Annotated in this window: 10 protein-coding genes; 7 read left to right on the forward strand and 3 right to left on the reverse strand. The window is 70.0% G+C overall.

Translation table 11 applies throughout. The features are described from left to right. Window positions 1-252 precede the first annotated feature (252 nt). Window positions 253-879 carry a MerR family transcriptional regulator gene (locus AB0D12_RS16275; protein WP_362682745.1) on the reverse strand — a complete coding sequence of 209 codons (627 nt, stop codon included), beginning with the start codon at window positions 877-879 and terminating at the stop codon, window positions 253-255. 166 nt (window positions 880-1,045) lie between these two features. Here AB0D12_RS16275 and AB0D12_RS16280 point away from each other — a divergent pair, with 166 nt between their 5' ends. The 4 genes from AB0D12_RS16280 (at window position 1,046) to AB0D12_RS16295 (ending at window position 4,927) form a co-directional block, all read left to right on the forward strand. Next, the gene (locus AB0D12_RS16280) at window positions 1,046-2,680 is read left to right on the forward strand and encodes an NAD(P)/FAD-dependent oxidoreductase (protein ID WP_362682258.1); all 1,635 of its coding nucleotides are present in this window, start codon (window positions 1,046-1,048) and stop codon (window positions 2,678-2,680) included. Beyond that, a complete protein-coding gene (locus AB0D12_RS16285) occupies window positions 2,677-3,645 on the forward strand; it encodes an alpha/beta hydrolase (RefSeq protein WP_362682261.1) in 969 nt (322 codons plus the stop codon). Before AB0D12_RS16280 ends, AB0D12_RS16285 begins: the two co-directional genes overlap by 4 nt. After that, complete coding sequence (locus AB0D12_RS16290) at window positions 3,642-4,523, forward strand: SDR family oxidoreductase (protein ID WP_362682264.1); 882 nt, start codon at window positions 3,642-3,644, stop codon at window positions 4,521-4,523. Before AB0D12_RS16285 ends, AB0D12_RS16290 begins: the two co-directional genes overlap by 4 nt. A gap of 98 nt (window positions 4,524-4,621) precedes the next feature. Further along, window positions 4,622-4,927, forward strand: coding sequence for a hypothetical protein (locus tag AB0D12_RS16295; RefSeq protein ID WP_362682267.1), 306 nt, complete (start codon window positions 4,622-4,624; stop codon window positions 4,925-4,927). A gap of 119 nt (window positions 4,928-5,046) precedes the next feature. Here AB0D12_RS16295 and AB0D12_RS16300 read toward each other — a convergent pair whose 3' ends face one another. Next, window positions 5,047-8,391 (reverse strand): S41 family peptidase, encoded by a 3,345-nt coding sequence (locus tag AB0D12_RS16300; protein WP_362682270.1) that lies wholly within the window; start codon window positions 8,389-8,391, stop codon window positions 5,047-5,049. Window positions 8,392-8,559: 168 nt separating this feature from the next. Between AB0D12_RS16300 and AB0D12_RS16305 the strand changes: the two genes are divergently transcribed. Both AB0D12_RS16305 and AB0D12_RS16310 read left to right on the forward strand, forming a co-directional pair. After that, on the forward strand, window positions 8,560-9,132 hold the full coding sequence (locus AB0D12_RS16305; protein ID WP_327324154.1) for a TetR/AcrR family transcriptional regulator: 573 nt from the start codon (window positions 8,560-8,562) through the stop codon (window positions 9,130-9,132). Window positions 9,133-9,241: 109 nt separating this feature from the next. Next, complete coding sequence (locus tag AB0D12_RS16310) at window positions 9,242-11,407, forward strand: MMPL family transporter (protein ID WP_362682273.1); 2,166 nt, start codon at window positions 9,242-9,244, stop codon at window positions 11,405-11,407. Between the two features lie 119 nt (window positions 11,408-11,526). Here the strand turns inward: AB0D12_RS16310 and AB0D12_RS16315 are convergent, their stop codons facing one another. Beyond that, on the reverse strand, window positions 11,527-11,874 hold the full coding sequence (locus tag AB0D12_RS16315; protein ID WP_362682276.1) for an SsgA family sporulation/cell division regulator: 348 nt from the start codon (window positions 11,872-11,874) through the stop codon (window positions 11,527-11,529). 155 nt (window positions 11,875-12,029) lie between these two features. On the opposite strand from AB0D12_RS16315, the gene AB0D12_RS16320 reads away from it, so the two are divergent. After that, on the forward strand, window positions 12,030-13,079 hold the full coding sequence (locus AB0D12_RS16320) for an energy-coupling factor ABC transporter permease (RefSeq protein WP_362682279.1): 1,050 nt from the start codon (window positions 12,030-12,032) through the stop codon (window positions 13,077-13,079). Window position 13,080: the final 1 nt, after the last annotated feature.

A 13,080-nucleotide genomic window follows, 5' to 3' on the forward strand; every position in this document is an offset into this window, starting at 1 on the left:
CATGGGCTGTGGCGGTGCACGAGCGGTAGCGGTCCATGGGCTGTGGCGGTGCACGAGCGGTAGTGGTCCATGGGCTGTGGCGGTGCACGAGCGGTAGTGGTCCATGGGCTGTGGCGGTGCACGAGCGGTAGCGGTCCATGGGCTGTGGCGGTGCCGAGCGGGGCCGGCGCACGGGCTGTGGCGGTGCGCGAGCTAGAGCCGTACCGGCTGTCGTCCGCGGCGCCGGTCCGGCGGGGCCGTCCCCTGCGGCCGCTACCGGTCGGGTGTCTTGCGCAGGAGGCGGTCCATCGCCATCGAGAGCTCCGCGTCCACGACGCTCTTCGCCAGCGGACGCAGCCGGTCCGCACCGCCCTCCGGGGTGTGGGCGCTCAGCATCCCGACGAAGAGTTCGGCCAGTGCGTCCGCGTGGGTGCGGACCCGGCGGCCCGCGTCCAGGACCACGGCGAGCGGTATGCCTTCCCGTACGAGTGCCGCCGAGACGTCCAGCAGGCGGCGGCTGATGTGGACGATCTCGTCGCCGTCCGTCGCCAGATAGCCGAGGTCCAGCGCGGCGGCCAGGTTCTCGGGAGTGACCTCGCCCTCGAAGTAGTCGGCGAGCTCTTCCGGGCTGAGCCTGACCGGCGTCTCCTCGGTGGGTTCGCCGAGGCCGAGCACCTCGCCGACGTCGCGTCCGCTCTCGAAGGCGGTGGCGAGATCCGCGATGCCGTTGAGCGTGTGGCCGCGTTCCAGCAGCGCGGCGATCGTACGGAGCCGGGCCAGATGGTGCTCGTCGTACCAGGCGATACGGCCCTCGCGGCGGGGTGGCGGAATCAGTCCGCGCTCGCGGTAGAAGCGCACCGTGCGCACCGTGATGCCGGCCTCTTTGGCCAGCTCCTGCATGCGGTACTCGCGCCCTGCTCGTCCTTCTGCCACGTCGGTCAGCCTATGTTGTACCGGCAGTAACTCGCCCGGCCCGACCCCTACCGCTGGGTATGTTGCTGCTCTACTCTCCCAACTGTGCCAGTGATCGCTGGCAGGGTTGTGACGTTCAGCGGGAGGCGGCGGCATGGGCCAGCACGAGCACGTACGAGTGGCGGTGATCGGATCCGGGTTCGGCGGCCTGGGGGCCGCGGTCCGGCTGCGCCGCGAGGGGATCACCGACTTCGTCGTCCTGGAGCGGGCGGACTCGGTCGGCGGGACCTGGCGGGACAACAGCTATCCCGGGTGCGCCTGCGACGTACCCTCGCACCTCTACTCGTTCTCCTTCGCGCCCAACCCCGACTGGCCGCGCACTTTCTCCGGGCAGCAGCACATCCGTGCCTATCTGGAGCATGTCGCGGACACCTTCCGGCTCCGCTCCCACATCCGCCTCAACCATGAAGTGCTGATGATGCACTGGGACAAGGACGAGCTGCGCTGGGAGATCGAGACCTCGAAGGGGACGCTGACCGCCGATGTCGTGGTCTCCGCGACCGGGCCGCTGTCGGACCCGAAGATTCCGGAGATTCCGGGTCTCGCCGACTTCCCTGGCAAGGTCTTCCACTCCTCCCGCTGGGACCACGAATACGACCTGCGCGGCAAGCGCGTCGCGATGATCGGGACCGGTGCGTCGGCGATCCAGATCGTGCCGTCGATCCAGCCGGAGGCCGCAAAGCTGACGCTGTTTCAGCGGACCCCGCCATGGGTGCTGCCGCGCATGGACCGCGCGATCACCGGTGCCGAGCGATGGTTGCACCGCCGGCTGCCGTTCACCGGCGCCGCGCGCCGCGGGCTGCTCTGGGGGATCAGGGAACTGCAGGTCAGCGCGTTCACCAAGCGGCCGAACGAGCTCGGTCTCATCGAGTCGATCGCCAAGCGCAACATGGGCCGCTCGATCAAGGACCCGGTGCTGCGGGCCAGGCTCACGCCCTCGTACCGCATCGGCTGCAAGCGGATCCTGCTGTCGAGCGAGTACTACCCGGCCCTCGCTCAGCCGAATGTGGACGTGGTGGCCTCCGGGCTGGCGGAAGTACGCGGGTCGACGCTGGTAGCGGCCGACGGCACCGAGACCGAGGCCGACGCGATCATCTTCGGTACGGGCTTCCGTGTGACGGACATGCCGATCGCCGAGCGTGTGGTGGGCGCCGACGGGATCACGCTCGCCGAGGCGTGGAAGGACGGGATGGAGTCACTGCGCGGAGCCACCGCGGCGGGCTTCCCCAACTGGATGACGATCATCGGCCCGAACACCGGGCTCGGGAACTCCTCCATGATCCTGATGATCGAGTCGCAGCTGAACTATCTGGCCGACTACATGCGGCAGTTGAACGTTCTGGGTGGGCGCGTGGCGCTCGCGGCCCAGCCGTCCGCCGTGCACACCTGGAACCGGCGGGTGCAGGAGCGGATGGAGCGGACCGTGTGGAAGTCCGGCGGCTGCAACAGCTGGTATCTGGACGCCAACGGCCGTAACACCACGCTCTGGCCGGGGACGACCGGAGAGTTCCGGCGGGCGACGCGTGAGGTGGACCTCGCGGAGTACGAGGTCGTCCGGGTGTACGCGAAGGGCGCCGAGCCGGCCGTGGGCGCCGAGCCGGCAGTGGACGCCGAGCCGGCCGTGGGCGCCGAGCCGGCCGTCGAGGCTGTGGAGTCCGCGCAGTCCGTGGAGTCCGCGAAGTCCGTGGAGTCCGCGAAGTCCGTGGAGTCCGCGGAGGCCGTGCGATGAGCCGGCTGCTGCGGCGTACGGGCGCTCCTCCCGTCGCCGATCACGAACTGACCGCCGTCTCCGCCGACGGGTCGCGGCTCCATGTCGAGGTGCACGGTCCCGAGGGCGCGCCCATCGTGGTGCTCGCCCACGGCTGGACCTGCTCGACGCACTTCTGGGCCGCGCAGATACGGGACTTGGCGGCGGATCACCGGGTGGTCGTCTACGACCAGCGCGGTCACGGCCGTACGCCGACTGCCGCGGTCGGTACGGATCTGCTCGCCGACGACCTGGAAGCGGTACTCGGAGCGGCACTGGCTCCGGGGGAGAAGGCTGTGCTCGCCGGGCACTCCATGGGCGGGATGACGCTGATGGCAGCGTCGGGCCGGGCCGCCTTCACGGAGCACGCGGCCGCTGTCCTGCTGTGCAGCACGGGCAGCGCGAGGCTGGTCGAGGACTCGCTGGTGCTGCCGCTGCGCGCGGGCCGGACCCGGACCCGGCTCACCCGGGTGATCCTCGGGGCGCGCGCCCCGCTCGGCCCGGTGACACCGCTCTCGAAGCGCATTCTCAAGTACGGGACGATGGGCCCCGGTTCGGCGCCGGAGCGGGTGGCGGAGTGCGCCCGTATCGTGCACGCCTGTCCGCGGGCGGCCCGGGTGGCCTGGGCGCATGTGCTCGCCGAGCTCGATCTCGACGCGGGCGTACGGGAGTTGAGGGTGCCGACGGTGGTGGTGTCCGGCACGGCCGACCGGCTCACGCCGATCGTGCACGCGCGGCGGCTGGCCGCCGCGCTGCCCGAATGCGTGGAACTCGTGGAGCTCGCCGGGATGGGACATATGACACCGGTGGAGGCGCCGGAGGTGGTCACCGCGAAGATCCGTGAGCTGGCCGGTACATACGTGAACGCGAACGCCAACGGGGACGGGAACGCGATAGTGAACGCGAAGGCGACCGTGAAGCAGAATGCCAAGGAGGAGGCCGCATGAGCAGGACCAGCCTGGAGGGACAGGTCGCGGTCGTCACGGGCGCGGCGCGGGGTGTGGGTGAGCTGCTGGCCCGCAAGCTCTCCGCGCGCGGCGCGAAGGTGGCGCTGGTGGGGCTGGAGCCCGACGTGCTGAAGGAGGTCTCGGAGCGGCTGCACACCGAGAGCGACCACTGGTACGCGGACGTCACCGACCACGAGGCGATGGCCCGGGTCGCCGAGGAGGTCAAGGCGCGCTTCGGAAAGGTCGACATCGTCGTCGCGAACGCGGGTGTCGCCTCCGGCGGCCCGTTCGTCGACTCGGACCCGGTCGCGTGGCGGCGGGTGATCGAGGTCAATCTGATCGGGAGCGCGGTCACGGGCCGGGCGTTCCTGCCTGTGCTGGTGGAGAGCCGAGGCTACTTCCTGCAGATCGCGTCGCTGGCGGCGATCACGCCGGCACCGATGATGACGGCGTACTGCGCGTCGAAGTCGGGCGTCGAGGCGTTCGCGCACAGCCTGCGCGCGGAGGTCGGGTACAAGGGTGTGCGGGTCGGGGTCGGTTATCTGTCCTGGACGGACACGGACATGGTGCGCGGCGCGGACCAGGACGAGGTGATGCGGGAGCTGCGGCAGCGGCTGCCGTGGCCCTCGAACAAGACGTATCCGCTCGGCCCGGCGGTGGACCGGATCGTGGCCGGGATCGAACGACGGTCCTCGCATGTGTACGCGCAGTGGTGGCTGCGGGGAATGCAGTCGGTGCGGGGTTATCTGCCGTCGCTGATCGGGGCGGTGGGGCAGCGGGAGATGCGGCGCTTCGAGCCTCGGCTGGGGGGCGTCGGGAAGGGCCTCGTGGGGGCGGGCGGGGCGGCGGACGAGGAGGCCCGTACACAGCGTTATTGATCGAAATGCGAGGTATGTTCTTGCGTGCCACGCTGGTCGAGGCCCAGGGGGCGTAACAGCCCCCGACCCCCCTCACACCCTTCTAGGAGTGAATCTTCATGGGCATGAAGGACCAGTTCCAGGACAAGGCCTCGAAGCTCGAAGAGCAGGCGAAGCAGACGAAGCGGCAGGCGAAGCGACAGACGAGCGGTGCGAAGGACCAGGCGCCGGAGCGTGGTACTCAGCCGCAGCGTGGTACTCAGCCCCAGCGTGGTTCGCAGCCGGAGCGTGGTTCGCAGCCGCAGCGTGGTTCGCAGCCGCGGGAGGAATCCTCGGAGCGGATTTCGCGTGGCCGGGACGAGGACATGACCAGTAAGGCCATGCAGGACGCCGAGGACAAGTTCCACCAGGACTACGACATCTGACGCGAGCGCTTGCGCTGTGCCGCGCGGATGAGGGGCGCACCCGTGACGACGGGTGCGCCCCTTCCGCGTACGCGGTGCAGTTGCGGTGAGCCACACGTACCCCAAGGCTCAACGCTCCCTCACGCCCCCCGTGGCGGGATCTTCGGGCGGCGCAGGTCCGGGACGTTCTCGTAGCCGGGAGGCTCCGCCGGGCGGTGCGTCTTCAGCAGGTCAAGGCAGAGGCCGATCGCGTCGTCCATCTGGGCATGGCGGCCCTCCGCCCAGTCCAGTGGGGTGCGCAGCGCGTCCAGGTCGGGCTCCACGCCGTGGTTCTCGATCGACCAGTCGTACTCGTTGAACCAGGCCGCGTTCATCGGGACCGTGATCACCGTGCCGTCCACCAGGCGGTGGCGGCCCGTCATGCCGACCACCCCGCCCCAGGTCCGGCTGCCCACCACCGGGCCCAGGCCCAGGAGTTTGAACGCCGCCGTGATCATGTCGCCGTCCGAGGACGTCGCCTCGTCCGCCAGCGCGACGATCGGACCGCGCGGCGCATTGGAGGCGTACGAGACGGGCTGGGCGTTGCGCGTCAGGTCCCAGCCCACGATCTTCCTGGTCAGCTTCTCCACCACCAGTTCGCTGATGTGGCCGCCGGCATTGCCCCGTACATCCACGATCAGTGCCGGCCGGGACACCTCCAGGCGCAGATCGCGGTTGAACTGCGCCCAGCCTGAGCCGCCCATGTCCGGGATGTGCAGGTAGCCGCATTTGCCGCCACTCAACTCCCGTACGACCTCACGGCGTTTGGCCACCCAGTCCTGGTACCGCAGCGGCCGCTCGTCCACCAGCGGGATCACCGCCACCCGGCGCGAAGGACCCTCGCCCTCCGGCGGCTGGAAGGTCAGCTCGACCGTCGTGCCGCCCGCCGCCGCGAGCATCGGGTACGGACCGGCCACCGGATCCACCGGGCGGCCGTCGACATGCGTGAGGATCGCGCCCTCGCGGATGCCCGTACCGGCCAGCGGGGAGCGCGCCTTGGAGTCCGACGATTCGCCGGGCAGGATCCGGGCGAGGATCCAACTCCCGTCCCGGCAGACCAGATTCACGCCCAGCAGACCTATCGGCCGCTGGTAGTGCGGCGGCCCCTCGTTCCGCCGGGCCGGCGAGACGTACGCATGGGACGTACCCAGCTCGCCGAGCACCTCGCGCAGCAGATCCGCGAACTCGTCGGGCGAGGCGACCCGTTCGACCAGCGGACGGTACTGCTCCAGCACCGCGTCCCAGTCGATGCCGCACATCCCCGGCTCCCAGAAGTACGCGCGGATGATGCGGCCCGCCTCGCCGTACGCCTGGCGCCATTCGGACGGCGGATCGACATCGTGCAGGATCCGGCGCAGGTCCAGATAGACCGTCGAATCGCTGTCGCCCGGCTCCATGGCCGGGACGGCCCGCAGCTCACTTTCGTCCACGACCACCAGCCTGCTGCCGTCGCCGCTCACCGCGAACCAGTCGAGATGGCCGACCAGTTCGGTCTTGCGGGCCTTGATGATGTCGAAGTGCTCGAGCGTGGGACGTCCGGAGGTGTCCGCCGGATTGGCGAAGGTCTCGCCGAGCGCGCCCGAGATCGGCCAGCGCAGCCAGACAAGTCCGCCACCGCTGACAGGATGGAGCGCGGAGTACTTGGAGGCCGTCACGGGGAAGGGCGTCACCCGGCTCTCCAGGCCCTCGATCTCGACCATCACCGCCGTACTGTCCTCGGAGTCGACCAGCGGGTCGAGTCCGCCGGCCGCGGGCCGCCCGTCCGGCGACAGCGCGAACGGCGACGGCGTCGCGGAGGACAGCGGTACGAGATAGGGGCGGCAGCCCAGCGGGAAGGACAGGTCCCCGGTGTGCACGTCGTACACCGGGTCGAAGCCCCGCCAGGAGAGGAAGGCGAGATAGCGGCCGTCCCTGGTGAAGACCGGATTCTCGTCCTCGAAGCGGCCGTTGGTGACGTCGACGATCGTACGGTCGGTGATCCGGGCCATCTTGATCTGCCGCAGCGAGCGGCCGATGCCCGGGTGCGACCAGGTCAGCCACGCACCGTCCGGTGAGAACGACAGGTCCCGCACCGGCCCGTTGGTGGAGTGGATCAGCTCCGTCACCGCTCCGCCGCCGGAGCTCTCGGCCGGGGAGGTCTCTCCCTCTCCGGAGCCCTCGGCCGGCGGGGTGTCCCCGGAGCCTTCGGCCGTGGAGCTGCCCCCGGACTCCTCCGTGGCGTCGATCAGCAGCAGCCGCCCGTCGTGCGAGGCGATCGCGATCCGCTCACCGAGGGGGTCCGACACCAGCTCGTGGACGCGGCCCAACTCACCGGAGGCCAGCCGCCGCGGCTCCCGGCCCCCGCTCGCCCGTGGCAGATACGAGATCTCGATGGCGTCGGCACCGTCCGCGTCCGTGACATAGGCGACCTGGCCCGCGCTGCCGAGCATCTCCGGCATCCGTACCCGTACGCCTGGGGTGTCCGCGATCGTGCGGGCGGGACCGTCGCGGTGCGTGAGCCAGTACAGGCTGCCGCGTACGTTGACGGCGCTGGCCCGTCCTGTCTCGTCGACCGAGATCGCGTCGACGTGGCTGGCGGCCGGCACCTGGTAGCTGCGGCGTCCGGCGCGCGGGCCGCCGAGCCGTACCTCAAGCTTGCGCGGCACCGCGCCCGGGTCCGTCAGATCGTCGGCGATCCACAGTTCGCCCGCGCACTGGTAGACGACTCTGCGACCGTCGCTCGAGGCGTGCCGCGCATAGAAGGCGTCATGGTCGGTGTGGCGCACGAGATCGGATCCGTCGGGCAGGCAGGAGTAGAGATTGCCGACGCCTTCGTGGTCGGAGAGGAAAGCGATCCGCCCCGAGACGAACATCGGACAGTCCAGATGGCCGTTGAGGTCGGCGAGCAGCCGCTTGCCGTGCAGCCACAGTCGGCCCGTCGCTCCGCCCCGGTACCGCTTCCAGGCGGCCGGTTCGTGCGGCGGCTTGCCGGTGAGGAGCAGCGAGCGGTGCTCTTCCTCGATGTCCGCGACCTGGAGGTCGGAGACCGGGCCCCAGGGGAGCCGTCGGCCGGGGGAGCCGTCGGTGGCCACCTTGTAGGCCCAGGAGAAGTAGGAGAAGGGCTGGCTGTGCGAGGAGACGGCCAGGATGTTGCCGTCCGGGTCCCAGCCGCAGACGCGGGTGTCGGCGGAGCCCCAGTAGGTCAGCCGGCTGGCCGGTCCGCCGGCGACCGGTGCGAGATGGATCTCCGGGTCGAGGCTGCGCCAGGTCGTGTACGCGATATGGCGGCCGTCCGGGGAGAAGCGCGGATGACCGACTCTGGTTCGGTCGACGGTGAGCCGCCAGGACCGTTCCGGCCTGTGCCCTTCCGGCACCAGGGGCGCGACCCAGAGATCGTCCTCGGCGGCGAAGCACAGCAAGTCGTCGTGCAGATGCGGGAAACGGAGATACGCGACGTCGTCACTCACCCTTCAATGCTTTCCGTGCCGGGTGGGTGCGGCAACTTGTGGGAGGGGGTGAACCCTCTTCGGAATCGTGACCGACACCACATGCGAAACGATTTCGTTTCGCTGAAGGGCTTGGTTATGGTCGAGCTGTACGAAACCGTTTCGTTCGCGTGTGACAGGAGGTCGGCCATGACGCGCACCCGGCTCACGCCTGAGCGCGAGGCGGAGCTGTACGAAGCCGTCCTCGACCTGTTGCGCGAAGTCGGCTACGACGCCCTGACGATGGACGCCGTCGCCGCCAGGACCCGGTCCAGCAAGGCCACGCTCTACCGGCAGTGGCGGAGCAAGCCGGAGCTGGTGGCCAGGGCGCTGCGGCACAACAAGCCGGTGAGCGTCGCCGATATCGACACCGGCACCCTGCGTGGTGACTTCCAGGCGATGCTGGACCGCACCGACGACTGTCAGATGGAGAAGGACTCCGCGCTGATGCGGGGTCTGGCCCAGGCCATCCACGGAAACCCCGATCTCCACCAGGCCCTGCGGGAACTGCTGATCGAGCCCGAGATCACCGGACTCGACACGCTGTTGCGGCGGGCCGTGGAACGGGGCGAGGTCAGGGTGGACAACCCCGCACTCGACTTCGTCCCGCACATGCTGGTCGGCGCTTTCGTCGCCCGGCAGCTGATCGAGGACCGGACCCCCGACCGGACCTTCCTCACCGACTACCTCGACGCCGTGTTCTTCCCCGCCCTCGGCGTCTGAGCCACAGACCTCCCCGCACCACCGGCTCCACCTTCCTGACGCGCGCCGCTCTCGTCGTCGGGCCGGCTCCCCATGCCCTGTTCACCCCACTAAACGGGAGTACGCCCTCGTGGCCACGTTTCTCTACAAACTCGGGCGGTCCGCCTTCCGGCGCCGCCGCCTCGTCGCCCTGTTGTGGGTGGCGCTGCTGACACTCGCCGGGGTCGCCGCGGCCTCCGCGTCCACCGCCACCTCCTCGTCCTTCTCCATACCGGGCACGGAGGCGCAGAAGGCCTTCGATCTGCTGGAAGAGCGCTTCCCCGGGGCCAGCCCCGACGGCGCGACCGCCCGCGTCGTCTTCCAGGCGCCCGACGGCCGGAAGATGACCGAGCCGGCCAACAAGGCCGAGGTGAACAAGGCGGTCGCGGAGCTGAAGTCCGGCTCCGGCCAGATCGCCTCCGTCACCGACCCGTACAGCGTCAAGGCGGTCTCCAAGGACGGCAGGACGGCGTACGTGTCGGTCTCGTACAAGGTCAGCTCGATGGAGCTGACCAAGGAGACCCGTAAGGCGCTCGAGGACACCGGCACCGAGGCGCGTGACGCCGGGCTGACCGTGGAGATCGGCGGCGACGCGCTGCAGACCGTCCCGGAGAACGGGGCCGGCGAGATCGTCGGCGTCGGCATCGCCGCGGTGGTGCTTGTGATCACCTTCGGCTCGCTGGTCGCCGCCGGACTTCCGCTGCTCACCGCGATCATCGGCGTCGGCATCGGGATCTCCACGATCACCGCGCTGGCGAATGTCCTGGACCTGGGCTCCACCACCTCCACGCTGGCGACGATGATCGGCCTCGCGGTCGGCATCGACTACGCGCTCTTCATCGTCTCCCGCTACCGCGCCGAGCTGGCCGAGGGCCGCGAACGCGAGGAGGCGGCAGGCAGGGCCGTCGGCACCGCGGGCTCCGCGGTCGTCTTCGCGGGCCTGACCGTGGTCATCGCGCTCGTCGGCCTCGCCGTCGTCAATATCCCGATGCTCACCAAGATGGGCTTCGCCGCGGCCGGCACGGTCGTGATCGCGGTCCTCATCGCGCTCACCCTCATCCCGGCGCTGCTCGGCTTCGCGGGCAAGCAGGTACTCGGCCGCAAGGCGCGCAAGGGCCGGCCGGCCGGCGACAAGCCGAACATGGGCACCCGCTGGGCGCGCTTCGTGATCCGTCGGCCGGTCGCCGTGCTGCTGGTCGGTGTCGTGGGCCTCGGCGCCATGGCCGTACCGGCCGCGTCGCTGGAGATGGGTCTGCCGGACGACGGTGCGCAGCCGGTCAGCACCACCCAGCGCAAGGCGTACGACCTGCTGTCCGACGGCTTCGGCCCCGGCTTCAACGGTCCGCTGCTGGTCGTCGTCGACGGCGACAAGGCCGCGGCCGACCGTACGGTCAAGGAGATCAAGGGCCTCGACGGCGTCGTGGCCGTCACCCCGCCGGCGTTCAACAAGGCCGGCGACACCGCGATGGTCACGGTCGTACCGAAGGACCGGCCGTCCTCGGTCGAGACCGAGGACCTCGTCCACTCCATCCGGGCCGGCAGCGGCGACGACGTGCTGGTCACCGGCGCCACCGCGATGAACATCGACTTCTCGCAGAAGATGAACGACGCGCTGGTGCCCTATCTCGCACTCGTCGTCGGTCTCGCCTTCCTGCTGCTGATGGTGGTCTTCCGCTCGGTGCTGGTACCGCTGAAGGCGGCACTCGGCTTCCTGCTCTCCGTCGTCGCGGCGCTGGGCGCGGTCGTCGCCGTCTTCCAGTGGGGCTGGCTCGGCTCGCTCTTCGGCGTCGAGCAGACCGGCCCGATCATGTCGATGATGCCGATCTTCATGGTGGGCGTCGTCTTCGGTCTCGCCATGGACTACGAGGTCTTCCTGGTCACGCGGATGCGTGAGGCGTACGTCCACGGGGAGCGGCCCGGCGAGGCGATCGTCACCGGCTTCAAGCACGGGGCCCGGGTGGTCACCGCCGCCGCGGTGATCATGATGGCGGTCTTCTCGGGCTTCATCGGCTCCAGCGAGCAGATGGTGAAGATGATCGGCTTCGGTCTCGCGATCGCGGTGCTCTTCGACGCCTTCGTGGTCCGGATGGCGATCGTGCCCGCGGTGCTCGCGCTGCTCGGCCACAAGGCGTGGTGGCTGCCGCGCTGGCTGGACCGGGTGCTGCCCAATGTGGACGTGGAGGGCGAGAAGCTGCACAAGGAGCTCGCCGACAGTCCCGAGGACCCGGACGAGGAGCGCGCGTTGGCGCGCGTCTGATCAGGCTCTCTCAGAGAGCGCAAAGCCCCGGGGGCGCCGCTTGAGCGGAGCGTGCGTCCCCGGCAGCGCGTCGGCACCGTGGGGACGGGGGCCGCCGCGGAACCCGGTGGCCGTCCCCGTCATGCTGTGGTGGCGGGTGAGGCCACCGCGTATGTGTGCCGCAGGAAGCGGATGAGCGATGTGGTGTCGAACTGCACCACCGCTACGCCGTCCGGGGTATGGAACTCCACTATCGTCTGGACCCGGCCGCAGGGCCAGACCTCGATGTCGCCGAGGCGGGCGGGTGAGCGGAGCCCCGTTTCCAGCAGCGCGCGGGGGAAGGCCCAGTCGCGGCCGCTGGGGAAGGCGAAGCACACCGCATCCGGGTTCTCCACAGGGTCGTAGCGCAGTGCGACGCGGACGGAGCGGAACTGCGGAGCATCGGTGACGATTCGGGCCCGTGCATGATCTTCGACGGCTAGGGTCATTGGCCGGCTCCTCACACTCGCCCGATATGCCCTCTAATGTCCCATATTTTGGGCCGAAGGCGCTAGTTCATTTGTGACAGACCCGCTCTTGCAACTCATGTGCAATAGGGCACTATCATTGAACACTTATTCATCTGTCCGAAGCGGAGTCCTCCATGCATGTCCCCGACGGATTCATCAACGCACCTGTGTCGGTGGCCGCCGGAGTCGTTGCCGCCGGTGCCGTCGCGATCAGCCTGCGCGGCGCCCGCCGTGAGCTGGACGAGCGCACCGCGCCGCTGGCCGGCCTGGTCGCCGCCTTCACCTTCGCCGTACAGATGCTGAACTTCCCCGTCGCGGCCGGCACCAGCGGGCATCTGCTCGGCGGCGCGCTCGCGGCCATCCTGGTCGGTCCGTACACAGGTGTGCTCTGTATATCCGTCGTCCTGCTGATGCAGGGCATCCTCTTCGCGGACGGCGGCCTCACCGCGCTCGGCGTGAACATCACCGTCATGGGCGTGGTCACGGTCGTCGTCGCCTACGCGCTCTTCCGCGGCCTGGTCAAGGTGCTGCCGCGGAAGCGCCGCTCGGTCACGGTCGCCTCCTTCGCCGCCGCGCTGATCTCCGTACCGGCCGCGGCCTGCGTCTTCACCGCGATCTACGCGATCGGCGGGACCACCGACGTCCCCGTCGGCAAGGTGCTGACCGCGATGGTCGGCGTCCATGTCCTGATCGGCATCGGCGAGGCCGTGATCACCATGCTGACGGTCGGCGCCGTCATCGCCGTACGCCCGGACCTGGTGTACGGAGCCCGGGGCCTATCCGCTCCGCTGAAGCTGCGCGTCGGCGGCGAGCTGGTCGACGCCCCCGCCGCCCGACCGGTCCCGGTCGCCGCCCGGTCGCCGCGCGCGGTCTGGGCGACCGGCCTGGTCACCGCCCTCGTCCTCGCGGGCTTTGTCTCCTTCTACGCCTCCGCCAGCCCCGACGGCCTGGAGAAGGTCGCCGCCGACAAGGGCATCGACAAGAACGTCGAGGAGCACGCGGCCAAGGACTCCCCGCTCGCCGACTACGGCGTCAAGGACATCGCCGACGCCCGGATCTCGGGCGGCCTGGCGGGCGTGATCGGCGTCGGCGTCACGGTCGTCGCGGGCACCGGCATCTTCTGGTCCGTGCGCCGCCGCCACACGACGGACGCCGCGCCCACCCACGTACCGGAATCCGTCTGAC

The sequence above is a fragment of the Streptomyces sp. NPDC048479 genome, assembly GCF_040651435.1.
Lineage (GTDB): Bacteria > Actinomycetota > Actinomycetes > Streptomycetales > Streptomycetaceae > Streptomyces.